This window comes from Streptomyces sp. NPDC048473 (genome assembly GCF_043200155.1).
Lineage (GTDB): Bacteria > Actinomycetota > Actinomycetes > Streptomycetales > Streptomycetaceae > Streptomyces.
Map to the genome: position 1 here is coordinate 128,007 of NZ_JBICXE010000024.1, position 26,737 is coordinate 154,743.

At 70.6% G+C, this 26,737-nt stretch carries 19 protein-coding genes and 1 tRNA gene; 18 read left to right on the forward strand and 2 right to left on the reverse strand.

The features are described from left to right. Nucleotides 1-373: 373 nt before the first annotated feature. On the reverse strand, nucleotides 374-1,213 hold the full coding sequence (locus ACGFU7_RS31180; RefSeq protein WP_393700196.1) for an HAD family hydrolase: 840 nt from the start codon (nucleotides 1,211-1,213) through the stop codon (nucleotides 374-376). A gap of 566 nt (nucleotides 1,214-1,779) precedes the next feature. Between ACGFU7_RS31180 and ssd the strand changes: the two genes are divergently transcribed. The 7 genes from ssd to ACGFU7_RS31215 are packed head-to-tail and all read left to right on the forward strand — an operon-like array spanning nucleotide 1,780 to nucleotide 6,829. Next, complete coding sequence (gene ssd / locus ACGFU7_RS31185) at nucleotides 1,780-2,841, forward strand: septum site-determining protein Ssd (RefSeq protein ID WP_393700236.1); 1,062 nt, start codon at nucleotides 1,780-1,782, stop codon at nucleotides 2,839-2,841. Continuing rightward, on the forward strand, nucleotides 2,838-3,986 hold the full coding sequence (locus ACGFU7_RS31190; protein WP_393700198.1) for a TadA family conjugal transfer-associated ATPase: 1,149 nt from the start codon (nucleotides 2,838-2,840) through the stop codon (nucleotides 3,984-3,986). The genes ssd and ACGFU7_RS31190 overlap by 4 nt, the downstream gene beginning before the upstream one ends. Then, the gene (locus tag ACGFU7_RS31195; protein WP_393700200.1) at nucleotides 3,983-4,864 is read left to right on the forward strand and encodes a type II secretion system F family protein; all 882 of its coding nucleotides are present in this window, start codon (nucleotides 3,983-3,985) and stop codon (nucleotides 4,862-4,864) included. Before ACGFU7_RS31190 ends, ACGFU7_RS31195 begins: the two co-directional genes overlap by 4 nt. Continuing rightward, the gene (locus tag ACGFU7_RS31200) at nucleotides 4,861-5,655 is read left to right on the forward strand and encodes a type II secretion system F family protein (protein ID WP_393700201.1); all 795 of its coding nucleotides are present in this window, start codon (nucleotides 4,861-4,863) and stop codon (nucleotides 5,653-5,655) included. Before ACGFU7_RS31195 ends, ACGFU7_RS31200 begins: the two co-directional genes overlap by 4 nt. A gap of 58 nt (nucleotides 5,656-5,713) precedes the next feature. Continuing rightward, nucleotides 5,714-5,914, forward strand: a complete 201-nt coding sequence (locus ACGFU7_RS31205; RefSeq protein ID WP_393700203.1) for a DUF4244 domain-containing protein — start codon at nucleotides 5,714-5,716, stop codon at nucleotides 5,912-5,914. Next, nucleotides 5,901-6,317, forward strand: coding sequence for a TadE family type IV pilus minor pilin (locus ACGFU7_RS31210; RefSeq protein WP_393700205.1), 417 nt, complete (start codon nucleotides 5,901-5,903; stop codon nucleotides 6,315-6,317). Before ACGFU7_RS31205 ends, ACGFU7_RS31210 begins: the two co-directional genes overlap by 14 nt. A 5-nt stretch (nucleotides 6,318-6,322) precedes the next feature. Further along, nucleotides 6,323-6,829 (forward strand): Rv3654c family TadE-like protein, encoded by a 507-nt coding sequence (locus ACGFU7_RS31215; RefSeq protein ID WP_393700238.1) that lies wholly within the window; start codon nucleotides 6,323-6,325, stop codon nucleotides 6,827-6,829. Here ACGFU7_RS31215 and ACGFU7_RS31220 read toward each other — a convergent pair. Continuing rightward, on the reverse strand, nucleotides 6,711-9,248 hold the full coding sequence (locus ACGFU7_RS31220) for a DEAD/DEAH box helicase (RefSeq protein WP_393700207.1): 2,538 nt from the start codon (nucleotides 9,246-9,248) through the stop codon (nucleotides 6,711-6,713). The genes ACGFU7_RS31215 and ACGFU7_RS31220 overlap by 119 nt on opposite strands. A 78-nt stretch (nucleotides 9,249-9,326) precedes the next feature. Here ACGFU7_RS31220 and ACGFU7_RS31225 point away from each other — a divergent pair, with 78 nt between their 5' ends. The 11 genes from ACGFU7_RS31225 (at nucleotide 9,327) to ACGFU7_RS31275 (ending at nucleotide 26,472) form a co-directional block, all read left to right on the forward strand. Then, the gene (locus ACGFU7_RS31225) at nucleotides 9,327-9,680 is read left to right on the forward strand and encodes an STAS domain-containing protein (RefSeq protein ID WP_003967428.1); all 354 of its coding nucleotides are present in this window, start codon (nucleotides 9,327-9,329) and stop codon (nucleotides 9,678-9,680) included. Nucleotides 9,681-10,128: 448 nt separating this feature from the next. Continuing rightward, nucleotides 10,129-10,602 (forward strand): ATP-binding protein, encoded by a 474-nt coding sequence (locus ACGFU7_RS31230; protein WP_393700209.1) that lies wholly within the window; start codon nucleotides 10,129-10,131, stop codon nucleotides 10,600-10,602. A 296-nt stretch (nucleotides 10,603-10,898) separates the two neighbouring features. Then, a complete protein-coding gene (locus ACGFU7_RS31235; RefSeq protein ID WP_393700210.1) occupies nucleotides 10,899-13,340 on the forward strand; it encodes a sodium-translocating pyrophosphatase in 2,442 nt (813 codons plus the stop codon). A gap of 303 nt (nucleotides 13,341-13,643) precedes the next feature. Next, nucleotides 13,644-14,261 (forward strand): small secreted protein, encoded by a 618-nt coding sequence (locus tag ACGFU7_RS31240; protein ID WP_393700212.1) that lies wholly within the window; start codon nucleotides 13,644-13,646, stop codon nucleotides 14,259-14,261. A gap of 119 nt (nucleotides 14,262-14,380) precedes the next feature. Then, on the forward strand, nucleotides 14,381-15,895 hold the full coding sequence (locus ACGFU7_RS31245; protein ID WP_393700213.1) for a methyltransferase: 1,515 nt from the start codon (nucleotides 14,381-14,383) through the stop codon (nucleotides 15,893-15,895). A 466-nt stretch (nucleotides 15,896-16,361) separates the two neighbouring features. Then, nucleotides 16,362-16,559, forward strand: a complete 198-nt coding sequence (locus ACGFU7_RS31250) for a hypothetical protein (protein ID WP_393700215.1) — start codon at nucleotides 16,362-16,364, stop codon at nucleotides 16,557-16,559. 330 nt (nucleotides 16,560-16,889) lie between these two features. Further along, nucleotides 16,890-19,745 (forward strand): type I DNA topoisomerase, encoded by a 2,856-nt coding sequence (topA, locus tag ACGFU7_RS31255; protein WP_393700216.1) that lies wholly within the window; start codon nucleotides 16,890-16,892, stop codon nucleotides 19,743-19,745. 372 nt (nucleotides 19,746-20,117) lie between these two features. Further along, nucleotides 20,118-23,222 carry a dTMP kinase gene (gene tmk / locus ACGFU7_RS31260; RefSeq protein WP_393700218.1) on the forward strand — a complete coding sequence of 1,035 codons (3,105 nt, stop codon included), beginning with the start codon at nucleotides 20,118-20,120 and terminating at the stop codon, nucleotides 23,220-23,222. Nucleotides 23,223-23,415: 193 nt separating this feature from the next. After that, a complete protein-coding gene (locus ACGFU7_RS31265; protein ID WP_393700220.1) occupies nucleotides 23,416-24,621 on the forward strand; it encodes a DNA polymerase III subunit delta' in 1,206 nt (401 codons plus the stop codon). Between the two features lie 131 nt (nucleotides 24,622-24,752). Then, nucleotides 24,753-26,279: an alpha/beta hydrolase gene (locus ACGFU7_RS31270; RefSeq protein ID WP_393700222.1), complete on the forward strand. Its 1,527-nt coding sequence runs from the start codon at nucleotides 24,753-24,755 to the stop codon at nucleotides 26,277-26,279. Nucleotides 26,280-26,398: 119 nt separating this feature from the next. Further along, nucleotides 26,399-26,472, forward strand: a tRNA-Thr gene (locus tag ACGFU7_RS31275). Nucleotides 26,473-26,737 lie beyond the last annotated feature (265 nt).

Here is a 26,737-nt window from a genome sequence, read left to right on the forward strand (position 1 = left end):
GTTACCATGCGTCCTCGATATATGCCCATCAGGTCGGGGACTTTGCCCGTTCCCTGGTGCGGCTGGCCCGTAATCGACGGGTCGACGTCGCGTGGGTGCTCGGTTTTCATGCTCGGTCCGTGGGGCCTTCACTGCGTTACAGGTAATCCTCTCGGATGTCCTTGGTCTCGCGGGCCGTTGAGTCCTTTGTACTCCAGAGCCGGGGTGAACGGTAGTGCTGGCCACACTTCTTTACTTTTAGGTTCAATTACGGGCGAGTTGGACAACTCGGTTCGGCCGGATGAATGGGACCGATCGGCCGCCTTGCTCGATCCCATTGACCGGCCGGGCGGCGGGATCAGGGCGTGGGTCGGGGCGCCGCCCGGCTCGTACATCAGACGGAGGTCGTGGTGGTGCGGCGGCGAGAGGTGTACCAGACCAGTCCCGCTGTGACGGCGGCTGCGCCCAGCGCCGCCGCCGCGACCAATGCCGGGCGCGGCGGCAGTGAGAACGTGGGCAGTCGCTGCTTGAGCCGCACCGGTCGGTCGAAGACGAGAATCGGCCACTCGCGAAGGGTTGCTTCGCGCCGCAGAGCGCGGTCCGGATTCACCGCGTGCGGGTGGCCGACCGACTCCAGCATCGGTACATCGGTCGCGGAATCGCTGTAGGCGTAGCAGCGAGAGAGGTCGTATCCCTCCGACACTGCGAGCGCCTTGACCGCCTCGGCCTTCGTCGGCCCGTACGCGTAGTACTCGACTTCACCAGTGAAGCAGCCGTCGTCACCGACGACCATTCGGGTGGCGACGACTCGGTCGGCGCCGAGCAGCTCGCCGATCGGTTCGACGACCTCTGCGCCCGAGGTCGAGACGATCACCACATCGCGTCCGGCGGTGTGATGCTCCTCGATGAGTGTTGCCGCTTCGTCGTAGATGATCGGGTCGATCAGATCATGCAGGGTCTCGGCGACGATTTCCTTCACTTGCTGGACGTTCCAGCCCTTGCAGAGCGCGGAGAGATATTCCCGCATCCGCTCCATCTGGTCGTGATCTGCACCCCCGGCAAGGAACACGAACTGTGCGTACGCGGTGCGCAGTACAGCGCGGCGGTTGATCAGTCCGCCTTGGTAGAAGGACTTGCTGAAGGTCAGCGTCGATGACTTCGCAATGACCGTCTTGTCCAGGTCAAAGAAGGCTGCTGTGCGCGGCAAGAAGCGGTTTTCCACAAGGCAGAGCATAGGGGCCCACCATTCGGCGTAAACTCTGGCGCGTGGGTTTGCCTGAGAAGGGTCTCGGGTACACCATGGAAGTCACGGATCGTTCGCGACCGTGCTAACCCGGTCCGACTCCTCCCCCCCCGAGTCGGCCGTGGGGACGACCCCCGCTCTCCCCCCCGGCGGGGGTCGTCGCATGTCCGGACGCGTTTCTGCCGTTCGGAATCAAGCATCCTGCCTCCATTTCGGCCGTGACGGCCCGCTTCTCGGTCCGTCCCTCGCCATCTTGACTCGTCACGGTGCGTAGCGGAAGTGCTGCTCTCCGGAAGTCGCCGGTACGAGCGACAGAGTTATTCACAACGGTGGAGTTGTCCACAGTTTTTGAGCAAGATCCACACGATTTTCCGAAGCGCTGCACGGTGATTCCTGCCGCGAAGTCCGCGGGTTGTGGAATCGCCGATCTCGGAACGCTCCGAGATCACCGCGAACCGCGATGAAGGTGCAGTGAGAAGGGGGCGGAGATCGTGGCTGAATCCATCGCACGGGATCGTCTGCCGACCGCCGAAGTGCGGCGGGGCGGACCGCTGATCGTGACCGAGGATGTGGAACTCCTCGACGACCTGCTGCGGCTGTGCGCGGCCGCCGGAGCGGAACCGGAAGTTCATCACTCGCTGCCCGAACGCAGAGGCGGCTGGGAGCAGGCCCCGATGGTTCTCGTGGGGGACGATGCCGCCCAGCGGTGCCGCGGCGCGGCGCGCAGGCGCGGCGTGATGCTCGTCGGCCGGGACCAGGACGCCCCGGATGTCTGGCGCCGCGCCGTGGAGATCGGGGCCGAGTATGTGCTGAGGCTGCCCGATTCGGAGGGCTGGCTCGTCGACCAGATCGCCAATGCGGCGGAAGGCGTGGGCCGGCCGGCACTCACCGTCGGGGTGATCGGCGGACGGGGCGGATCCGGCGCATCCACACTGGCCTGCGCCCTCGCGGTGACCGCGGCCAGGGCCGGACGGCGGACCATGCTGATCGACGGTGACCCGCTCGGCGGGGGCATCGATGTGCTGCTCGGCGGCGAACGGGCCGAGGGAATGAGGTGGCCGGATTTCGCCCATTCCAAAGGGCGGGTCGGCGGAGGCGCATTGGAGGAGTCCCTGCCCGCACTGCACGGTCTGCGGGTGCTCAGCTGGGGCCGCGACGACTGGGTGGTCATCCCGCCACAGGCCATGCAGGCCGTGCTGGCCGCCGCACGCAGGCTCGGCGGGGTGGTGGTCGTCGATCTGCCCCGGCGGGTCGACGAGTCGGTGGCCGAGGCGCTCGCGCAGCTGGACCTCGGGCTGCTGGTGGTTCCTGGGGAGCTTCGCGCAGTCGCGGCGGCGAAGCGGGTGGCGTCGATGGCCGGGATGGTCCTGGACGACCTGCGGGTGGTAGCCCGAGGCCCGTACGCGGCGGGCCTCGACGAACGGTGGGTGGCGCAGGCGCTGGGGCTGCCGCTCGCCGGTGAACTCCCGTTCGACGCCGGGCTGCTGGCCGCCCAGGACGGCGGCGCACCGCCCGGCGGCAGTGCGCGCGGTCCACTGGCCAGGTTCTGCACGGCGTTCTGGGAGCGGGCACTCGCCTCGGAGGGCGCAGGGGGACGCGCCGGCGGGGGTGCATCATGACTCAGGCGCTGCTCGACGCCGTGCGGCAGCGGCTGGCGCAGAGCGGCGCGGCGCCGACCCCGGCCGGGGTCGCGGCAGCTCTTCGGGCCCAGGGGCGGCTGCTCGGCGATGCCGAAGTGCTCGGTGCGGCCGATGAGTTGCGCGGCGAGCTGGTCGGCACCGGGGTGTTGGAACCGCTGCTCGCCGACCCGGCCGTGACAGATGTGCTGGTCTCCGCGCCGGACCGGGTGTGGGTGGACCGGGGTGGCGGGCTCGAACTCACCGGGGTGACCTTTCCGGACGCCGCCGCGGTGCGCAGGCTGGCGCAGCGGCTGGCGGCCGTGGCGGGGCGGCGGCTGGACGACGCCCGGCCCTGGGTGGACGCGCGGCTGCCGGACGGCACCCGTATGCATGCCGTGCTGCCGCCGGTGTCCGTCGGCTCGACGTGCCTGTCGTTGCGGGTGGTGCGGCCCAGGGCCTTCTCGCTGACGGAGCTGGTCGCGGCGGGGACCGTGCCGCCGGGCGGTGACCGGGTGCTGAGGGCGTTGGTGGAGGCCCGGGTCTCGTATCTGATCAGTGGGGGGACGGGGGCCGGGAAAACGACCCTGTTGTCGAGTCTGCTGGGCGCGGTCGGGGAGCGTGAGCGAATCGTGCTCGCCGAGGACTCGGCGGAGCTGCGGCCGGACCATCCGCATGTGGTGCGCCTGGAGTCGCGCCCCGCCAACCAGGAGGGGGCGGGGCGCGTGACCCTGAGGGACTTGGTGCGGCAGGCGCTGCGGATGCGGCCCGACCGGCTGGTGGTCGGGGAGGTGCGGGGCGCCGAGGTCACCGAACTGCTGGCCGCGCTGAATACCGGCCACGAGGGCGGCTGCGGGACGGTTCACGCCAATGCTGCCGAGCACGTCCCGGCCCGCCTTGAGGCATTGGGGACGGCGGCGGGGCTGGACCGGACGGCGCTTCACAGCCAGTTGGCGGCGGCGCTGTCGGTGGTGGTCCATCTCGTACGGGACCGGGCCGGGCAGCGGCGGATCGCCGAGGTGCAGGTCCTGGAGCGGGATGCAGCTGGGCTGGTGGTGACCGTGCCGGCGCTGCGCTGGGGCGCCGACGGATTTGTGCAGGAACAGGGTTGGGAACGGCTGCGGTCGCTGATCGGGGGTGCGCTGTGAGCAATGGTGCGACGGTGGGGCTGTCGGCGAGCGCGAGCTGTGCGGCGGTCTTGTGCGTCGGGGTGGCGGCCTGGCTGGTGGTGGCACAGGACCAGGGGCGACGGCGAGCACGGGTGTTGTTCGTAGACGGGGTGGTGGAGTCGCCGCTGCGTGAGCGCTGGGAGCGGATTCGGGCTTGGTTCCAGGAGCGGTTGCGGGAGCGGCGGGAGTGGCTCTGTCTGCCGGTGGCGTTGGCCATCGCCGTGCTGGGGAAGTCCATGCTTCCGGTGCCGGCAGGGGTGGTGGCGGTGCCGCTGGTGCGGCGGTGGCTGCGGAGACGGGCCCTGGCGCAGGAGCGGGAACGCCGGGCCGATGAGGTGGTGGCGCTGTGCGGTGCCGTCGTGGGTGAGCTGCGGGCCGGGCACGAGCCGGGGCAGGCGTTGCTCGTCGCCGTCCGCGGGACCGGAGTGATGGGAGCGGCGGAGGCCGGTGTGTCCGCTGCGGCGCGGTTCGGTGGCGATGTGCCGGGGGCGCTCAGGCAGGCGGCGCGGGAGCCGGGTCTGGACGGGCTCGCCGGGGTGGCGGCCTGCTGGCGGGTGGCGGTGGACGGCGGGGCCGGGCTCGCGGCGGGCCTGGACCGCCTGGAGGGTGCGCTGCGGGCAGAGCGACGCAGACGGGAGGAGTTACGGGCCCAACTGGCGGGTGCCTGGTCGACGGTGGCCGTGCTGGCGCTGCTGCCGGTGCTTGGCCTGGGGCTGGGAGCGGCGCTCGGAGCCGATCCGCTGAGGGTGCTGCTGCACACGCCGGCCGGGCTGGTCTGTCTGGTGGCGGGCGGGTTGCTGGAGGCGGCCGGACTCTGCTGGGCCTGCCGGATCGTACGGGCGGGGGAGGCGGCATGAACGGGGTCACCGGCGAAGTCGCCCACCGGGTGGCGGCAGTGTGGGCGGTTCTGGGCACGGTCGTGTATCTGGCCCTTGCCCTGGCGGGACGGCGGCGGACACGGGCGGTACGCCGCCGGGGCGCTGTGCTGCTGGCCATCGGCCCGGTGAAGCGTCGGCGCGGGCGGACGGTTTCCGGCGCCCGGGCGAAGGTATGGATCGCGCCGCTGGGTGCTTTGGCGACGGGCGCGGTCCTGATCGGCGGCCTGCCGGGGTTCGCGGCCGGGCTGGCGGGGGCGTACGGCGCCTGGAGGTGGCAGCGGGCCCGGCGCAGCCGCGAACCGGGGGCCGGTGCTGTGGAAGCGGCGCAGGTCTTACGCCAACTCCCGTTGGCAGCAGACCTCTTGTCGGCCTGCATCTCTGCCGGAGCCGGGCCCCGAGAGGCGGCGGAAGCGGTGGGGGAGTCGCTGGGCGGACCGGTCGGCGTGCGTCTGGCGCGGACGGCGGCGGAGATCCGGCTCGGTGGTGAACCTGCGGTGGCCTGGGGGCGGTTCGGGGAGATACCGGGCGCGGGTGCGTTGTCCCGCTGCCTGGACCGGGCGGGATCGACCGGGGCTCCGGCGGCGGAGCCGGTGGCGCGGCTGGCCGAGGCGATGCGGGCGGAGCGGGCGAGTGCGGCCGTGGCGCGCGCCCAGCGGGCAGGCGTGCTGATCACCGCACCGGTCGGGCTCTGCTTTCTGCCCGCTTTCCTGGCGGTCGGGGTGGCGCCGGTGGTGATCGGTCTGGCGACCGGCCTGCTTCACGCCGGATGACAGAAAAGTACTAGTAAGTATCTATTCGATATGAATTATGCATTTCACGGGGGTTGAAATGGCACAGCGAATCAGGGGCTGGGTGCGGGGCATGGTGAGCCGAGCCCGGTCGGACAACGGAATGACGACATCCGAATATGCGGTGGGGACGATCGCGGCCTGTGCGTTCGCAGCGGTGCTCTACAAGGTGGTGACCAGCCAGCCGGTCATGTCCGCACTGCAGTCACTTCTCAAGGACGCGCTCGATGCAAAGTTCTAGGAGCGGTTCCGGGGCGTGCGCCGGGGGCCGTTCCGGGACCACGGGCGGGGTCGGAGTCGGGGACCGGGGTGCGGTGACGGCGGAAGCGGCCATGGCGATTCCGGTGCTGGTGGTTTTCGCCCTGGCGCTGGTCTGGGCGCTGATGGCCGCCTCCGCCCAGATCCGGTGCGTGGACGCGGCCAGGGCCGGGGCGCGGGCGGCGGCCCGCTCGGAACCGGAGCCGCAGGTGCTGGAAGCCGCCCGTTCGGCGGCACCCGGCGGGGCCGAAGTCGCGATGGAGCGGGCCGGGGAGCTGTGGCGGGTACGGGTGGCGGCGCCGACGCCAGGACTCGGCCCACTGGCCCTCACGCTCCATGCTGAGGCGGCAGCACTGGCCGAGGACACGGTGGGGGTGACGCCGTGATCGGGATGGGGGAGGGCGCCCGGAGGGCCGCCATCAGGTGGCTGCACACGCGTGGGGATCGCGGACGCGGTTGCGGTGGGCGGGGGCGGGATCCGGACCGGGACAGGGGCCTGGCGACGGTGTGGGTGGCGATGACCACGGCCACGTTGTGCGCGGTGTTCGGGGTCGTGCTTGCGCTCGGACAGGTGGTGGTCGTTCGGCACCGGGCCGGCGGTGCGGCGGACCTGGCAGCCCTGGCCGCGGCCGACCGGGCCCTGCAAGGGCCCGAGGAGGCGTGCGGGGCGGCCGGGAAGGTGGCCGCAGCGCAGGGGGCAGTGGTGGTGCGGTGCGTGGTGCGTGGGGAGATCGCCGATGTGACGGCCCGGGTGAGTTTCGGGCCGTACAAACCGGCGGTCAGGTCCCGGGCGGGGCCTGAGGCGGCTGCTCCCGGCTCTCCGGAGCTGTCGTCTCCGACGGTTCCGGAGGGCTCGGCTCCCCCGGGTCCGGCGGCGCGGACCGGAGGAGTTCGCTGAGGAGGCGCACGGCGCCGCGTTTGTGCAGCGGATCGTTGCCGTTGCCGCACTTGGGGGACTGGACGCAGGACGGGCAGCCCGCCTCGCATTCGCAGGACGCGATGGCCTGGCGGGTCGCGGTCAGCCACGTACGGGCGGTGTGGAAGGCCCGCTCGGCGAATCCGGCACCGCCCGGATGACCGTCGTACACGAAGACCGTGGGCAACAGGGTGTCCGGGTGCAACGGCACGGAGACGCCACCGATGTCCCATCGGTCGCAGGTGGCGAAGAGCGGCAGCATCCCGATCGACGCGTGCTCCGCGGCATGCAGGGCGCCGCCCAGGATCTCCGGGTTGATACGGGCGGCGTCGAGCTGGTCCTGCGTGACCGTCCACCACACGGCGCGCGTGCGCAGAGTGCGGGGCGGCAGATTCAGCTTGGTCTCGCCGAGGACCTCGCCGGTGATCAGTTTGCGGCGCAGGAAGGAGACGACATGGTTGGTGACTTCCACGGAGCCGTAGCAGAGCCGCCCGTCACCCCACGGGATCTCGGTGTCGGTCTCCAGGACGGCGATGGATGTGGTGTCGCGTGCGGTCGTCGAGTACGGCGGGTTGGCCTCCTCGACCAGGGCCACCGAGTCCTCCAGATCCAGCTTCCGGACCAGGTAGGTGCGGCCCTGGTGGAGGTGGACGGCGCCTTCGTGGACGGCGGTGTGCGCGGCCGATTCGTCGACGGTGCCCAGCAGCCGGCCGGTGCCCTCCTCGACGATCTGGATGGGGCGGCCGCCCTCGCCCCGGATGTCGGTGAGATCGGCGGCGCGCTCCCGGCGGGTCCAGTGCCAGCCCGATGCCCGTTTGCGCAGCAGCTTCGCGGCCTCCAGCTGCGGCAGCAGTTCGGCCGCGGCCGGGCCGAAGAGCTCCAGGTCGGGCTCGGTGAGCGGGAGCTCCGCAGCGGCGGCACACAGGTGAGGGGCGAGGACGTACGGGTTGTCCGGGTCGAGGACGGTCGACTCCACGGGCTGCTGGAACAGCGCTTCGGGATGGTGGACGAGGAAGGTGTCCAGCGGGTCGTCGCGGGCCACCAGGATGGCCAGGGCGCCCTGGCCGGAACGTCCGGCGCGGCCCGCCTGCTGCCACAGCGACGCCCTGGTGCCGGGATAGCCCGCGATGACGACGGCATCCAGGCCGGAAACGTCGATGCCGAGTTCGAGGGCGGTGGTGGCGGCCAGGCCGAGCAGTCGGCCGGAGTGCAGGGCGCGCTCCAGGGCGCGGCGCTCCTCGGGGAGATAACCCCCACGGTAGGCGGCGACCCGGGCGGGCAGGGAGGGGTCCACCTCGGCGAGGCGTTCCTTGGCGATGACGGAGATCAGTTCGGCGCCGCGCCGGGAGCGTACGAAGGCGACCGAGCGGACGCCCTGGACGGTCAGATCGGTGAGGAGGTCGGCGGTCTCGGCAGTGGCGGTACGGCGAACGGGCGCGCCCTTCTCGCCCTGCAGCTCGGTCAGGGGCGGCTCCCACAGGGCGAAGACCATTTCGCCGCGCGGCGAGGCGTCGTCGGCGACCTCCCTGACCGGGAGACCGGTGAGGCGGCCCGCCGCGACGGAGGGCTCCGCCGCGGTGGCCGAGGCGAGGAGGAAGACCGGATTCGCTCCGTATCGGGCGCACAGACGGCGTAGCCGGCGCACCACCTGGGCGACGTGGGAACCGAAGACACCCCGGTAGGTGTGGCACTCGTCGATGACGACAAAGCGCAGGGCGCGCAGGAAGGAGGACCAGCGGGGGTGGGACGGGAGTATCCCGCGGTGCAGCATGTCGGGGTTGGTCAGGACGTAGTTGGCGTACTGACGCACCCACTCGCGTTCCTCGACCGGGGTGTCGCCATCGTAGACCGCGGGCCTGATGGCGTTGCCGAGCGGTGCCGCGAGTTCCTTCACCGCACGCCTCTGGTCGGCGGCCAGGGCCTTGGTGGGGGCGAGATACAGGGCGGTCGCACCCCGGCCGTTCGGGGCCTCGGAGCCGTCGAGCAGGGCGGTGAGCACCGGGGCGAGATAGGCGAGCGACTTGCCGGACGCCGTGCCGGTGGCGATGACCACGGATTCGCCGTCCAGGGCGTGCTCGGCGGCGATCGCCTGGTGCGCCCACGGGTGGACGATTCCGGCCTTCTGGATCGCGGCGATCACTTCTGGCCGGATGCGATCGGGCCAGATGGCATGGGTTCCCGTACGCGGGGGCAAGTGCTCCGTATGAGTGATGCGCGCGGACCGGCCCGCCGATGCGGCGAGCCGGTCGAGGACCATGGCGGGAGAGGGGCGGGAGTCCCTGTTCTCGGGTGGTCGACTGGGGCGGTGATTCTTGGCCATCGGCACCGAGTGTGTCACTGGCGTGACGGACAATGGTCCCAAGGCGTCGTGCATGGCTGCTGGTAAGTGATTGAATGCCATCGCGGCTGGCGATCCGTCCCCTGGCTCCGCCGGGGAGACCGAGGGGCGACCGCTCGATAGCAAGGTGCTGGAGGATCCGTGGACCTGTCCTTGTCGACTCGCAATGTGTCCGGCCCTGGTGGCGACCGTACGGTCGTCGAGGTCGGTGGCGAGATTGATGTGTATACCGCGCCCAAGCTGCGCGAGCAGTTGGTCGAGTTGGTGAATGACGGCAGCTACCACTTGGTTGTCGACATGGAAGGCGTCGACTTCCTCGACTCCACCGGCCTCGGCGTGCTCGTGGGCGGCCTGAAGCGTGTCCGGGCCCATGAGGGCTCGTTGCGCCTGGTCTGCAACCAGGAGCGCATTCTCAAGATCTTCCGGATCACTGGTCTGACCAAGGTGTTCCCGATTCACACCACGGTCGACGAGGCAGTTGCGGCCACCGACTGACGGTCGGTCCGCGGCCGGTCCGGCGCGCGGTCGGTGCACCGGTAGCCGTGACTGGCGGCCGGTGCGACGCAGGCGGCCTGACCGCCGGTTGCCGTAGTCGGGCAGTCGGCCGGTCGGGCAACCAGTGGCCGGGGAGCTGGATAGCCAGTGCCCCGACCGCTGGGCAACTGGTCGGTGTCCGGTCGGCCGCTTTCTGGTCGGCCGTTCGGCATTCGGCCGCTCGGGAGTGGGTCGTCTGCCGGTCGGACGCCTGTCGGCCGGCCGGCAGCTGTCCGTCAGTGGGCCGGCGGCTGGCGACCGGGCCGGTCGGCCGACGGCTTCGCCGGTTCCGGAAGAAGGCTGGAAGAAGGCCAGAACAAGACCGGATGAAGACTGGAAGAAGAGCAGGGGTGTCGGGCAGCCCGCCCGGGCCCCTGGGATGCACGCCCGTACGTCTGAGGGGGATTGCATGGCCACCGTTGAACTCCGCTTCAGCGCCCAGCCCGAACACGTCAGGACGGCCCGCCTCGTGGCAGCTGCCGTGGCGCGCCGGGCAGGGGTCGATGAAGCCGTGCTCGACGAGGTCAGACTCGCCGTCGGTGAAGCCTGCAGCCGCGCAGTCGGGCTGCACCGCAGCCATGGCATCACCGCTCCCGTCTCCGTCGTCCTGACCGAGGAGGAGAAGTCCTTCTCCATCGAGGTCGGCGACGAGGTGCCCGGACCGGGTGCCGAGCCGGCTCCCGACGGAGCCTCCGCGACACGCGACGCCACGCCCGGCGTGGGACTCGATGGGCCGGATCCCGACGCCGACGCCGACGGCGAGGACGAGATGGGTCTCGCAGTCATCAGCGGCCTCGTCGATGATGTGGAAGTCAGATCGGGAGTCAATGGCGGAGTGATCCGCATGAGCTGGCCGAAGACGCCCGTGACGGTGCTTCCCTGAGGCGCCGCAGGCGTCACGGGCGGTCCGGCCGTCCCGATTCCTCCGAACCCTTCCCCCGATCCATTTCTTGATCCGTCTTTTGAGGCCCTGCTGAGCAGGGCCTTTTTTCATTTCTGTGTGATCAATGATCTTCGGAAAATGTGCCTGCCCCATTACTGCATTCGGGTCGATCCGTGCCCTCGATCATTTGCCGATCCACCCGTGAAGGTCAATTACATTTACCGCGCACTGTTTTGATCAGCTCCCGCTCCCTACAATCCGTCCACGTCTTGAGCGCTGAGCGTCAAGGAGGACGTATGGCGGAGTTCTTCAACACCCCACTGGCAGGAATGACGCAAGATTCCGCACTTTCCACACCTTCCGGCCGACCCACATCTCTCGCCGCCGCGGTACTCACCGATGACAATCGCGTCATCGTGATCGTCGTCGCGGTCGTAGCCATCGCCGCGCTGGTCGTCGCCCGGCTGCTGGCCCGTCAGGTGCTGGCGGCCGGTGAGGGTACCGACCGCATGAAGGAGATCGCGGCCGCCGTCCAGGAAGGCGCGAATGCCTATCTGGCCCGGCAGTTGCGTACCGTCGGCATCTTTGCCGTCGTGGTCTTCTTCCTGCTTCTGCTGCTTCCGGCCGACAACTGGTCGCAGCGCGCGGGCCGTTCGTTGTTCTTCCTGGTGGGTGCGCTTTTCTCGGCGGCCACCGGATACATCGGTATGCGGCTCGCCGTACGCAGTAATGTCCGTGTGGCTGCTGCTGCGCGTGAGGCGACTCCCGCGGAGGGCGAACCCGAAAAGGATCTCACCGCTGTTTCGCACAAGGCGATGAAGATCGCTTTTCGTACCGGTGGCGTGGTCGGCATGATCACCGTGGGCCTCGGGCTGCTCGGTGCTTCCTGTGTCGTCCTCGTCTATGCCGCCGACGCGCCCAAGGTGCTGGAGGGCTTCGGTCTCGGTGCAGCGCTGATCGCCATGTTCATGAGGGTCGGCGGCGGCATCTTCACCAAGGCCGCAGACGTCGGCGCCGACCTCGTCGGCAAGGTGGAGCAGGGCATCCCGGAAGACGACCCGCGCAATGCCGCCACCATCGCCGACAATGTGGGCGACAACGTCGGTGACTGCGCGGGCATGGCGGCCGACCTCTTCGAGTCGTACGCCGTGACGCTCGTCGCCGCGCTCATCCTCGGCAAGGCCGCCTTCGGCGACTCCGGACTGGCCTTCCCGCTGATCGTCCCGGCGATCGGCGTGGTCACCGCGATGATCGGGATCTTCGCGGTCGCCCCGCGGCGCGCCGACCGCAGCGGAATGACCGCCATCAACCGCGGATTCTTCATCTCCGCGGTGATCTCGCTGGTCCTGGTGGCCGTGGCAGTCTTCATCTATCTGCCGTCCTCGTACGCGGATCTGGACGGCGTCACCGACCGCGCCATCACCTCGCACGGCGGCGACCCGCGGGTCTTCGCCCTGGTCGCCGTCGCCATCGGCATCGTGCTGGCCGCCCTGATCCAGCAGCTGACCGGCTACTTCACCGAGACCAACCGGCGGCCCGTCAGGGACATCGGCAAGTCCTCGCTGACCGGTCCGGCCACCGTCGTACTCGCCGGTATCTCCATCGGTCTGGAGTCCGCCGTCTACACGGCGCTGCTGATCGGCCTGGGCGTCTACGGGGCGTTCCTGCTCGGTGGTACGTCGATCATGCTGGCGCTCTTCGCGGTGGCCCTGGCGGGGACCGGGCTGCTCACCACCGTCGGTGTCATCGTTGCCATGGACACCTTCGGCCCGGTTTCCGACAACGCGCAGGGCATCGCGGAGATGTCCGGTGACGTCACGGGCGCCGGTGCTCAGGTCCTCACCGACCTGGACGCCGTCGGCAACACCACCAAGGCCATCACCAAGGGCATCGCCATCGCCACCGCCGTCCTGGCGGCGTCGGCGCTCTTCGGTTCGTACCGCGACGCGATCGCCACGGCGGTCGACGACGTGGGGGCCAAGGCCGGGGAGATGACGCTCAGTCTGGACATCTCGCAGCCCAACAACCTGGTGGGCCTGATCCTCGGTGCCGCGGTCGTCTTCCTCTTCTCCGGGCTGGCGATCAACGCGGTGTCCCGGTCCGCCGGATCCGTGGTCTACGAGGTGCGGCGGCAGTTCCGCGAGCACCCCGGGATCATGAACTTCAGCGAGAAGCCGGAGTACGGGCGCGTCGTCGACATCTGCACCAAGGACGCCCTGCGCGAGCTCGCCACGCCCGGCCTGCTCGCCGTCCTGGCGCCGATCGCCGTCGGGTTCACGTTCGGCGTCGGGGCGCTCGGTTCGTATCTCGCGGGCGCCATCGGTACCGGCACGCTGATGGCGGTCTTCCTCGCCAACTCGGGTGGTGCGTGGGACAACGCCAAGAAGCTCGTCGAGGACGGCCATTACGGCGGCAAGGGCAGCGAGGCCCATGCCGCGACCGTCATCGGGGACACGGTCGGCGACCCGTTCAAGGACACGGCGGGACCGGCGATCAACCCCTTGCTCAAGGTGATGAACCTGGTCGCGCTGCTCATCGCCCCGGCGGTGGTGCAGTTCAGCTACGGGCAGGACGCGAGCGCCGGCGTGCGGGCGGTGGTGGCGGTGCTTGCCATCGCCGTCATCATCGGAGCGGTCTACGTCTCCAAGCGGCGCGGGATCGCCGTGGGGGACGAGGAGGATCCCGCTGACGGTGGCGGGGGCCCCGCCAAGTCGCCCGACCAGGCGGCTGTTTCGTGAAGCGGCAACGGGAAGAGGGCGGTGGTACGTAGCCGGCCTCGGCTCAACGACCGGGCGGGCGGCACACTCTGATGTGCCGTCCGCCCGGTCGTGTGTCAGCAGACAGCGTGTCCGTACGCCCGTCCGTACGCTTGCTCGTTCAGGTGTTCCCGCGTCCCGAGGACTGTGTGGGTGAGTTGTATCTCCTTCATTTCCCTTGGTGCAAATGGCTGCAAAAGGCCACTCATCGGACGTCCGGCACCCGGATGGAGGGTGCTCGACGTGTAAGTTCCGGGGCCGAGAGCCTTGGAAGGGACCGATCCGGTGAACAAGAAGCTTGCGGCCGCGCTGTCCGGCGGTGCGGTACTGGTACTTACGCTGTCGGGCTGCAGCAGCGACGACAGCAGCGACAAGGTGAACGCCTGGGCCAAGACGGTCTGCGACCAGGTCCAGCCCCAACTGCAGAAGATCGCGAACGCCAACGCCGCCATCCAGCAGCAGACCGCCGACAACAGCAAGCCCGCCGACGTCCAGAAGACCGACTCGGCCGCCTTCCAGCAGATCTCGCAGGCGTACAAGGCGCTGGGCGCGGCTGTCGATTCGGCGGGCGCGCCGCCGGTCGACGGCGGCGAGACCACGCAGAAGGAGGCCGTGAAGGAGCTCAACGCCTCCTCCGTGGCGTATGCGAACCTGCAGAAGAAGGTCGACGCCCTCGACACGAAGGACCAGGCGAAGTTCGCCGACGGTCTCAAGGGCATCGCGGACGAGCTGAACAAGATCAGCACCAGTGGTGACGAGGCGCTGAAGAAGCTCCAGTCCGGCGAGGTCGGCACCGCGATGGCGAAGCAGAAGGGCTGCCAGAAGCCGACGGCCTCGGTGCCGCCGAAGTCCGCTTCCCCGAAGCCGGCCTCCCCGTCCGCCTCGCCCAGCAAGAAGTCGTAATCGGGCCCTTGTAGCGGATGCGGCGGGCGTAGCGGAAGCAGCGGTTGTACGGACGGCCCGGCGGCCCCGGTGGGCGCCGGGCCGCTGCCGTTGTCAGTGGGAGCGGCCACAATGGGTGGGTGAGTACGACCAGTCTCCCCGTGCCCGACCATTCGCCCCAACTCCGCGAAGCCCTGCTCGCCGCCGCCTTCACCGCCGACGGGCTCCTCGACCTGCTCGGTGCGCCCGCCTACGCCGCGCTCGCCCGCAGCGAGACGGTTCCGGCGCTGCGTGCCACCCGGGGCGAATCCCCGCTCGAAATACTGGTGCGGCTCTTCCTGCTCCAGCACCCCGTCCCGTACGAGCGGGCGCGTGCCACGCTCCCACTGGCCGAGTGCATCGAGGACGGCTGGGTGACCCGAACCGGCGACGAGGTGCGGGCCACGGCCGACGTACGCCCGTACAGCGGGCCCGACGGGCAGGACTGGTACATCGTCTCCGACCTGGGCTGTGCGGTCGGCGGCGCGGGCGGCATCGGTTCGCGCGAGGAAGGCGTGGTCCTCGGAGTCGGCGGGGCGTCCACCACGCTCGCCGGGATCACCGTCCGTACGCCAGTCGCCTCCGCGCTCGATGTCGGTACGGGCTCCGGCATCCAGGCGCTGCACGCCTCACAGCACGCCACCCGGGTCACGGCCACCGACCTCAACCCGCGTGCGCTGGACTTCACCCGGTTGACGCTCGCCCTGTCCGGCGCCGGCCCGGCCGAGCTGCGCCAGGGATCTCTGTACGAGCCGGTCGGCACGGAGACGTACGACCTGATCGTCTCCAACCCGCCGTTCGTCATCTCGCCCGGCGCACGCCTCACCTACCGCGACGGCGGAATGGGCGGCGACGACCTGTGCCGGACCCTGGTGCAGCAGTCGGGCGACCGGTTGAACGAAGGCGGTTACGCCCACTTCCTCGCCAACTGGCAGCACATCGAGGGCGAGGAGTGGCAGAACCGGCTGAGTTCCTGGGTGCCGCACGGCTGCGACGCCTGGATCGTGCAGCGCGAGGTCCAGGACGTCACGCAGTACGCGGAGCTGTGGCTGCGCGACAGCGGCGATCACCGCACGGACCCCGCCGAGTACGCCCCGCGGTACGACGCCTGGCTGGACGAGTTCGAGGCCCGCAAGACCAAGGGCATCGGCTTCGGCTGGATCACCCTGCGGAAGTCCGCCGCGGCTGCCGCAGGGAACCCGTCCGTCGTGATCGAGGAGTGGCCGCACGCGGTGGAGCAGCCGCTCGGACCGGCCGTCCAGGCCCACTTCGCCCGCCAGGACTACCTCCGCGAACAGGATGACGCGGCGCTCCTGGCCGGGCATTTCACCCTCGCCGCCGAGGTCATGCAGGAACAGGTCGGGCTGCCGGGCGCGGAGGACCCCGAGCATGTGGTGCTCCGTCAGAACCGCGGCATGCGGCGTGCGACGAAGGTCGACGCCGTCGGCGCCGGTTTCGCGGGTGTGTGCGACGGAACGCTGCCCGCGGGCCGGATCCTGGACGCGATCGCCCAGTTGATGAACGAGGACCCGGTGCTGCTGCGCGACCGCACCCCGCAGGCGATCCGACTGCTGGTGGAGGAGGGCTTTCTGGAGCCGGTGCCGCCGGCCAGCTGATGGCGTTGCTTTGGTCCCGGCCCCGGCCCCGGCCCCGGCCCCGGCCCCGGCCCCGGTCCCGGCCCCGGCCCCGGTCCCGGCCCCGGCCCCGGCCTCGGTCCCGGCCCCGGCCTCGGTTCCGGCCCCGGCCCCGGTCCCGGTCCTGATTCCGGGGCCGGGGCGGCTGCCGCCACCGCGGCCGCCTCCGTCACTGGGCTCCGTTCCGGTTCGGGTGCGTACTGCCGTACGCAATGAAGGGGCTCGCCACCAGCGTCTTCACGCTCACCGCCGTCGGTCCGCCGCGGGGACTGCGGATTCCGGTTGGCTTACGGCCGGGTGTTGCCCCGGGGCCTCGGTCCCGCGCTTCCCGGATGTGTGAATCCGGCCATTCACCCGGGGTTCGCGTGCACGACGCCCTGGGGTGGCAGCCTCCCCCTGACCGGATGGCACAGGCCCCGGCCGAGCAGGGACAGGGAGGCGTACGGACATGGAGAGCGGACCTGCGGTCTTCGCCGGAACAGCGTTCGCGCTGTTCGGCGCCGCGCTGCTGCTGTGGACGGGGGCGCGCGTGCTGCACCGCGCGCCGGTGGCGCACGGTGTGAGCCCCGTCGCCTCCGCCACTCTCGCCACTGTGTTCGGCGTACTTTTTCTCGTCCTCGGTGTGTGGTGCTTCACCCGCATCTGATCCACTCCCCGCCGGATCCGGCCGGGAACCGCAAGGCACAGCGGGCAGTGGCGGGGAACACGCCCGGACCGTCCGCCTCTCACCGCCGACGCCCGCAGCGCCACCACAGCACCCAGAAACCCGCAGGCAGCGGCCGTGCGAATGGCGGACCGGACAGTCCGGGCGGCAGGAATGGCGGAAGTCGGGTTACCGTTCGAGTGGCCGTTGCGGGCTTTTGCCGTTTGACACGGGGGCGGGTTGTACCGTCACACTCCGCAGCGACAGCACCGTCGGCAGCGTAATCGCGCTGCCCGGATGCCCACTGAGTGTCGACCGGAGAGAAGAGCGAAGTTGTCCCCGACCAGCGAGACCGCACAGGGCGGCCGCCGACTCGTCATCGTCGAGTCGCCTGCCAAGGCGAAGACGATCAAGGGCTACCTCGGCCCCGGATACGTCGTCGAGGCGAGCGTCGGGCACATCCGTGACCTGCCGAACGGCGCCGCAGAGGTGCCGGACGAGTACACCGGCGAGGTCCGTCGGCTCGGCGTCGACGTCGAGCATGACTTCCAGCCCATCTATGTCGTCAACGCGGACAAGAAGGCGCAGGTCAGGAAGCTCAAGCAGCTGCTGGCCGAGTCCGACGAACTCTTCCTCGCCACCGATGAGGACCGCGAGGGCGAAGCCATCGCGTGGCACCTGCAGGAAGTCCTGAAGCCCAAGGTCCCGGTCCACCGGATGGTCTTCCACGAGATCACCAAGGACGCGATCCGGGAGGCGGTGGCCAACCCGCGCGAGCTCAATCAGCGCATGGTCGACGCCCAGGAGACCCGCCGTATCCTCGACCGTCTCTACGGCTACGAGGTCTCACCGGTCCTGTGGAAGAAGGTCATGCCGAGGCTGTCGGCCGGCCGCGTCCAGTCCGTCGCCACCCGCCTCGTCGTCGAGCGGGAGCGCGAGCGCATCGCCTTCCGCTCCGCCGAGTACTGGGACCTGACCGGCACGTTCGCCACCGGCCGAACCGGTGACGCCTCCGACCCGTCGACGCTGACCGCCCGACTGAACGCGGTCGACGGCCGCCGGATCGCCCAGGGCCGCGACTTCGGTCCGGACGGGCAGCTGAAGTCCGGCTCCGGCCAGGTGCTGCACCTGGACGAGATGAACGCCCGGGCCCTGGCCGCCGCGCTCGCCGACTCCACGTTCGCCGTACGGTCCGTCGAGTCGAAGCCGTACCGCCGCTCCCCGTACGCCCCGTTCCGCACGACGACCCTCCAGCAGGAGGCGAGCCGGAAGCTGGGCTTCGGGGCCAAGGCCACCATGCAGGTCGCGCAGAAGCTGTACGAGAACGGCTTCATCACCTATATGCGTACCGACTCCACGACCCTCTCGGACACCGCGATCTCCGCGGCCCGGGCGCAGGTCACGCAGCTGTACGGCGCCGACTACCTGCCGGACAAGCCGCGCACGTACGCCGGGAAGGTCAAGAACGCGCAGGAGGCGCACGAGGCGATCCGCCCCTCCGGCGACCGATTCCGCACCCCTGCCGAGACCGGCCTCACCGGCGACCAGTTCCGGCTCTACGAGCTGATCTGGAAGCGGACCGTCGCCTCCCAGATGAAGGACGCGGTCGGTAACTCCGTCACCGTCAAGATCGGCGGCCGGGCGAGCGACGGCCGCGACGCCGAGTTCTCCGCGTCCGGCAAGACGATCACCTTCCACGGCTTCATGAAGGCGTACGTCGAAGGCGCCGACGACCCGAACGCCGAGCTCGACGACCGTGAGCGGCGCCTCCCGCAGGTCGCCGAGGGCGACGCGCTGTCCGCCGAGGAGATCTCGGTCGACGGCCACGCCACCAAGCCGCCGGCCCGCTACACCGAGGCCTCGCTGGTCAAGGAGCTGGAAGAGCGCGAGATCGGCCGCCCGTCGACGTACGCCTCGATCATCGGCACCATCCTCGACCGCGGCTACGTCTTCAAGAAGGGCACGGCGCTCGTCCCGTCGTTCCTCTCCTTCGCCGTGGTCAACCTGCTGGAGAAGCACTTCGGCCGGCTCGTCGACTACGACTTCACCGCGCGGATGGAGGACGACCTCGACCGCATCGCGCGGGGCGAGGCCCAGTCCGTGCCGTGGCTGAGGCGCTTCTACTTCGGCGAGGGCGACGACGCCGTCAGCGGCGCGGCCTCCGCCGCGGGCAACGGCGACGGCGACCACCTCGGCGGTCTGAAGGAGCTCGTCACCGACCTCGGCGCGATCGACGCCCGGGAGATCTCCTCCTTCCCCGTCGGCAACGACATCAAGCTCCGCGTCGGGCGGTACGGCCCGTACATCGAGCGCGGTGAGAAGGACGCCGAGGGCCACCAGCGCGCGGACGTGCCGGAGGAACTGGCGCCCGACGAGCTGTCCGTCGAGTATGCGGAGGAGCTGCTGGCCAAGCCGAGCGGCGACTACGAGCTCGGCGCGGACCCGGTGACCGGGAACCAGATCATCGCGAAGGACGGCCGGTACGGTCCGTACGTCACCGAGGTGCTGCCCGAGGGCACGCCGAAGACCGGCAAGAACGCGGTGAAGCCGCGGACCGCGTCGCTCTTCAAGTCCATGTCACTGGACACGGTGACGCTGGCCGACGCGCTCAAGCTGATGTCGCTGCCGCGTGTCGTCGGTGAGGACGCCGACGGCGTCGAGATCACCGCGCAGAACGGCCGCTACGGCCCGTATCTGAAGAAGGGCACGGACTCGCGTTCGCTGACCTCCGAGGACCAGCTCTTCGACATCACCCTCGAAGAGGCCCTCGCGATCTACGCCCAGCCCAAGCAGCGCGGCCGCGCCGCCGCCAAGCCGCCGCTGAAGGAACTGGGCACGGACCCGGTGAGCGGGGCTCCGGTCGTGGTCAAGGACGGGCGCTTCGGCGCGTACGTCACCGACGGCGAGACGAATGCGACGCTGCGCACCGACGACAGCGTCGAGGACATCACGCCGGAGCGCGGCTACGAGCTCCTCGCGGAGAAGCGCGCCAAGGCACCCGCCAAGAAGAAGACGGCGAAGAAGGCACCCGCCAAGAAGGCGACCGCGAAGAAGACGGTGGCCAAGAAGGCGACTGCGGCGGCAGCCAAGAAGACCGCCGCGAAGAAGACGACGACGGCGAAGAAGACGGCGACCGCCAAGAAGGCGGCTGCGGCGAAGAAGACGGCCGCGGCGTCTGTGGAGGACTGACCGTACGAGCGGTCCGATCGATCGCCGGAGGGGCTGGATATTCCAGCCCCTCCGGCGTTTGCGTACCCGGGCCGGGTGGGCGAGGGGCGGGGGTGGGGCTCCTGCGGCGGGGCTGTTCCCCTACCCGCCCCTTCCCGAAACCGGGGCTCTGTCCCGGACCCCGCTCCTCAAGCGCCGGAGGGGCTGGAAATGCCCCCGCACCCCGACCCCGCTCCTCAAGCGCCGGAGGGGCTGAAAGACCGGAGGGGCTGGAAAGGCCGGAGGCGCTGGGAGGTGGAGGGGCTGGAAGGCGGAGGGGCTGGAAAGTCCCCGGACGCCCATATGTTCGGACGGGGCCTCCGGGGACCCCACTGCTCCGGATAGGCTGGGCGGATGACGCGAGCCGAGCAGCCAACGGTCGTGAGCCCCACCTCCGACACACTTGCCGCAGACTCACGCGAGCGCGCCGTACGAGCCCTGTTGCGTGTTCCCCCGCTGAAGCGGTTGTGGAGCGCCCAGCTCGTCGGCAGTATCGGCGATGCACTCGCCCTTCTCGTGCTGGTGCTGATGTCGCTGCAAGCGGCGGTCCTTGAGGGCTCATTCGGAGCCGGGTACCGAGGGGCGGCGTTTGCCGTCGCCGCGGTGTTCGGTGCCCGGATCCTTGCCACCCTGCTCTTCGGAGCCGTACTCCTGGGGCCGCTGACGACGCTCACCGCGCCAGGAGGACCGCTGGACCGGCGGTGGCTGATGATCGGGACGGACGGGCTGCGGCTCGCGCTGCTGGTCGTCGCACCGCTGTGGATCGACTGGATGCCCGACAAGGCACTCATGATGATCCTCATCACCGTCTTCGTCGTCGGCGCAGCCGAACGCCTGTGGACGGTCGCCAAGGACGGCGCCGCCCCCGCGCTGCTGCCCGCCCCGCCCCCCGAAGGCGCTGCGGTACGCCCGCTGCCCGACCACCTCGACGCACTGCGCCGGCTCTCCATCCGTACCGACTTCGCCGCCATTCCGGCCGCCGCGGCCGTCCTGCTGATCGCCACGCTCGTCGGTAGCCTGCTGGGCTCGGGCCTGGAGTGGTTCTCGCTCCACCAGGCGGCCCTCGGCTCGTACGTCGCGGCCGGGCTCTTCTCGGCCTCGATCTCCACCCTGTACTTCCTGGAACTGCCCGGTTCGCAGACGCCCCGCCCGCGCTCGCCGCTGGAGGGCCTGCGCCGGCCGTCGACCGGCAGCGGACGCGACAAGGGCCGCACCGGATCCGTACCGCTGATCGTCGGCGCCTCGGCCGCGGTCGCCGGAGCCATTGCCGCCGCTGCCGCCGTCGCCGTACTGCACGCCGCCGACCTGGGCGGCGGGCCCGCCACCTTCGCCCTGCTGATCCTCGGGCTGACCGGCGCCACGGGTGTCGGCATCCGTACCGCGGGGAAGGTGCTGCCCGAGCTGTCGCGGCGCCGGCTGCTCGCGCTGGCCACCGCCGTCACGGGCATCGCACTCCTTGCCATGGGCCTCGTGCCGGACACGGCGACCGTGCTGATGATCGCGGTGCTCGCCGGATACGCGGCGGGTGTCGCCGCAGGCACCGGTCATGTCCTGGTCGACCAGGAGACCGAGGAGTTCCACCGGGCCAGGACCACCGAACACCTCCAGGCCGTTGTACGGGTCCTCGTCGCGCTCGGCGCGCTCGCCGGCCCGCTGCTGGCCGCCGCGATCGGCACCCACCGGCTGACCTCCGGTGACTTCGTCTTCGCCCACGGCGGAGCGGCCTTCGCACTGATGCTGATCGGCGCACTGCTGCTGCCCGTCGCCGTGATCGTCCTCGCCAAGACGGACGACCGCTCCGGAGTGCCGCTGCGCCGCGATCTGCGCGAGGCACTGCGCGGCGGCGACCCGGCTGTCGCCCCCGCCGCGACCGGTTTCTTCCTCGCCCTGGAGGGCGGCGACGGCGCCGGCAAGTCCACCCAGGTCGAGGCGCTCGCCGAGTGGATCCGCGCCAAGGGCCACGAGGTCGTCGTCACCCGTGAGCCGGGCGCGACCCCGGTCGGCAAGCGGCTGCGCTCGATCCTGCTCGACGTGTCGTCGGCCGGGCTCTCCAACCGGGCCGAGGCACTGCTGTACGCCGCCGACCGCGCCGAGCACGTCGACTCGGTCGTCCGTCCGGCGCTGGAGCGCGGCGCGATCGTCATCTCCGACCGCTACATCGACTCGTCCGTCGCCTACCAGGGCGCGGGCCGTGACCTCTCCCCGACCGAGATCGCCCGGATCTCGCGCTGGGCGACGAGCGGACTCGTACCGCATCTGACGGTGCTGCTGGACGTCGATCCGGAGACCGCGCGGGAACGGTTCACCGAGGCGCCCGACCGGCTGGAGTCCGAGCCGCCCGAGTTCCACGCGCGGGTACGGTCCGGCTTCCTGACGCTGGCCGCGGCCGACCCGACCCGTTACCTGGTGGTGGACGCGGGCCAGGATCCGGAAGCGATCACCACGGTCGTACGCCACCGGCTCGATCAGCTCCTTCCGCTCTCCGAGGCCGAGATCAAGGCCCAGGAGGAGGCGCGCAAGGCCGCCGAGGAGGAGGCCAGGCGCAAGGCCGAGGAAGAGGCGGCCCGCAAGGCCGAGGAGGAGCGGCTGGAGCGCGAGCGGCAGGAACAGCTTGCCAAGCTCCGCGCCGAGGAGGAGGAGCGCAAGCGCCGCGAGCTGGAGGAGGCAAGCCGGCGCGAGGCCGAACGCCAGGCCGAGGAGGCCCGGCAGCGGGCCGAGGAAGCCCGGCGTCTGGCCGAGGAGGAGCGGGCCAGGCTGGAGGCAGAGGAAGCGGTCCGCGAGGCCGAGCAGGCCCGGCTGCGCAGGCAGGCCGAGGAGGAGGCCCGGCTGCGCAAGGAGGCCGAGGCGCGGCGGCTGGAGAAGCAGCACAAGGCCGAAGAGGCGCTGCTGCGGGCCGAGGAAGCCCGTCGGCAGGCCGAGGCGGCTGCGACGGCGTCCGTACCGGACAACGAGCTCACGGTGCCGACACCGATCGTCAACCCGAATGACGTGACGCAGCCGGTGCCTTCGCCGGTCACCCCGCCCGCGCCGTCGCCCTCCGGCGAGGCCGAGACGGCAATGATTCCGAAGATCCACGACCGGTCCGACCGGTCCGGGCGCCCTGGTGCGGCGGATGAGACGGCGGTTCTTCCTCCGGTACGGGACGTGCGTGACGCTCGGGACGCGAATCCGGCGGACCGGGTTCCGCGGGGCATCTTCCGTGACGAGCGCCCGGCGGACTCCGCCCGGGAGAACGAGAACGAGCGCACGCGCGAGCTTCCGCAGATCGGCGACCCGCATGCGGCCGCCCCGCAGCCGGTTCAGGACCACCAGGAGCACCGGGGCCGGCGTCCTCGTCCCGACTGGGCCGAGGAGACCCCGCTGGACGATCTGCCGACGCTGGCGGACGAGCTGCTGGGCGACCACCGCGACGACGAGGGCTCAGGCCCCTCGGGCCGGGGGCGCCGCCCGCGCCGCTGATCCGCGGCGGCTGCCGGGCGGGCCCGCCCGGCAGCCGGACTGCCGTGCTGCCGTGCTGCCGGGATTGTCAGACCCGTCCCCCACAATGGGAGTCGGATCGGGGAAGCCGGATCGACAAGCAGCGACATCACAGCCGCGCGGCCGCATCGCACGACAGCCGCGCAGCCGCACACCACCGGAAGGGCGGTGACCCATGACCGTATGGGACGACCTGGTCGGTCAGGACCGAGTGCAGGAGCAGCTCGGTGCCGCCGCCCGGGACGCCGATGCGCTGGTCACCGCCAACTCCGCGGGGGAGCCGGTGCCTCCGGGGTCGAGGATGACCCACGCCTGGCTGTTCACCGGCCCGCCGGGCTCCGGCTGTTCCACCGCTGCCCGCGCCTTCGCCGCCGCCCTCCAGTGCACCAGCCCCGACCGAGCCCTGGGCGGCGCACCGGGCTGCGGCTTCTGCGACGGCTGTCACACCAGCCTCATCGGTACGCATGCCGATGTCGAGGTGGTCCGTACCGATCTGCTCTCCATCGGTGTGAAGGAGACCCGCGAACTGGTCCGCCGCGCCCAGCTCTCCCCGGCCGTCGGCCGCTGGCAGGTCATCGTCCTGGAGGACGCCGACCGGCTCACCGAAGGCGCGGGGAACGTACTGCTGAAGGCCGTCGAGGAGCCCGCGCCGCGCACGGTGTGGCTGCTCTGCGCGCCCTCCCTCGAAGATGTGCTGCCCACCATCCGTTCCCGCTGCCGTCACCTCACGCTGCGCACGCCCCCGGTCGACGCGGTCGCCGATGTCCTGATCCGGCGCGACGGCATCGATCCGGAGCGGGCCGCGTCCGCCGCCCGTGCCACCCAGGGCCACATCGGCAGGGCCCGCCGACTCGCCACCGACGAGAAGGCCCGCTCCCGTCGCGCCGCCGTGCTCAAGCTCCCGCTGCGGGTCGAGGACATCGGCGGCTGTCTCAAGGCCGCCCAGGAGCTGATCGACACCGCCACCGATGACGCCAAGCAGGTCTCGGAGGAGGTCGACGTCAAGGAGACGGAAGAGATGAAGGCCGCACTCGGCGCGGTCGCCGGGGGACGGATGCCGCGCGGCACGGCGGGGGTGATGAAGGAGCTGGAGGACAGACAGAAGCGCCGCAAGACCCGTACCCAGCGCGACAGCCTCGATCTGGCGCTCACCGATCTGACCGGCTTCTACCGCGACGTACTGGCCATCCAGCTGGGCTCGCGGATCGCCATCGCCAATGCGGACGCACAGGACGCCCTCGACCGCATCGCCCGCTCCTCCACACCCGAGCGCACCCTGCGCCGGATAGAGGCGGTGATCGCCTGCCGCCGGGCGCTGGACCGCAATGTGGCGCCGTTGCTCGCGGTCGAGGCGATGACGATGGCGCTGCGCGCGGGCTGACGCCCCTCATCACTCATCGCCGCTGCTTGTCAGCGCTGCTAATTACTGCTGCTTGTTACTGCGCATCACTGCTTTTCACCCGTATGAGCAGGGAAGCGGGCGGGCCGTCACGCGGCGGCTACGCTCCGGGGATGGACACCAGGCGCCCGCTCCGCATCCTTGCCACCGCGCTCGGCACTGCCGGCCTCCTCATCTCCGGCTGCAGCAGCGGCAGTTCGACGAGCGCCTCGCCGTCCGCCCCATCCGCCCCCGCCGAGCTCACGCCGTATTACGCGCAACAGCTGAACTGGCGGGACTGCGGCGTCGAGGGGTTCCAGTGCACGACGATGAAGGCGCCCCTGGACTACGCGAAGCCGGACGGCGGCGACATCAAGCTGGCCGTCTCCCGCGCCAGGGCCACCGGACCCGGCAAGCGGATCGGCTCCCTCGTGGTGAATCCGGGCGGCCCCGGCGGCTCGGCCATCGGCTATCTCCAGAGTTACGCGGCCATCGGCTACCCCGCCCAGGTTCGGGCCCGTTACGACATGGTCGCCATCGACCCGCGTGGAGTGGCCCGCAGCGAGCCCGTCGAATGCCTCACCGGTTCGCAGATGGATGCCTACACCCAGGTCGACCAGACCCCGGACGACGCCACCGAGGTCAACAGGCTGAGCGGCGCCTACAAGGAGTTCGCAAGCGGCTGCGAGCGGCGCTCGGGCGAGATCCTCCCGCATGTCTCCACCGTCGAGACGGCCCGCGACATGGACATGCTGCGGTCCCTGATCGGTGACGAGAAGCTGCACTACGTCGGGGCGTCGTACGGTACCTACCTCGGCGCGACGTATGCCGAGCTCTTCCCCGCCCGGGTCGGCCGCATGGTCCTGGACGGCGCGATGGATCCGTCGCGCCCCGTCGTCGACGTGAACCGCGACCAGACCGCGGGCTTCGAGACCGCGTTCCAGTCCTTCGCCGCCGACTGCGTGAAACAGGCGGACTGCCCGCTCGGCACCACCTCCACCGCCGACGCGGCCACCCGCCTGAAGCAGCTCTTCGCCGACCTCGACGCCAGGCCGATCCCCACCGGCGCCTCCCGTCGGCTCACCGAATCCCTCGCCACCACGGGTGTCATCGCCGCCATGTACGACGAGTCGTCCTGGTCCCAGCTCCGCGCTGCCCTCACCGGCGCCGAGAAGGGCGACGGCTCCGGCCTGCTCTCCCTGGCGGACAGCTACTACGAACGCGAGCCGAACGGCACGTACGCGAACCTGATGTTCGCCAACGCCGCCGTGAACTGCCTGGACCTGCCGCCCGCCTTCACCGACGCCAAAGCCGCCGCCCAGGCGCTTCCCAGCTTCGAGAAGGCGTCCCCGGTCTTCGGCAGGACCTTCACCTGGGCCGCCCTGAACTGCGCCGACTGGCCGGTCCGGCCCACCGGCACCCCCCATCGGATCGAGGCGAAGGGCGCCGCCCCGATCCTCGTGGTCGGCACCACCCGCGACCCGGCCACCCCGTACAAGTGGGCCGAGTCCCTGGCCGGCCAGCTCTCCTCCGGCACCCTCCTCACCTACCGCGGCGACGGCCACACGGCGTACGGCCGCGGCAGCGACTGCATCGACACGGCGATCAACACCTACCTCCTGGACGGCACCCCGCCGGCCAAGGGCAAAATGTGCTCCTGATCTTCTCCAACCCGTCCCTGACCTGCGAAGACGGGCCAGAGCCGGGCTGGTACGGAGCACCCTTGGAAACTGTGTAGACTTGGCGACGCTGCTGATCGCATCATGGTGCGACAGGGCGCGCCGCCTTAGCTCAGTTGGCCAGAGCAACGCACTCGTAATGCGTAGGTCTCGGGTTCGAATCCCGAAGGCGGCTCCGGAGAAACCCCAGGACTCACTCGCCGTGACCTGGGGTTTTTCTCTGTCCGGACATCGCAGGGCCCTCCGCGGGTGATCGCGGAGGGCCCTGTGATGTCCAGATGGGAACATCCTGGGAACGGTGATGGTCTGATGAGTCTTCTATTGATCCGAAACGCTTGTGATTCTGGGTCGTTGAGCTGGGTGTGAGTGATCTGGTGGGGGACGCGCGGCATCTGTCGCCGTCGGCGCAGGAGATTCTGCGGTTGCGGGCGGTGGCCGCG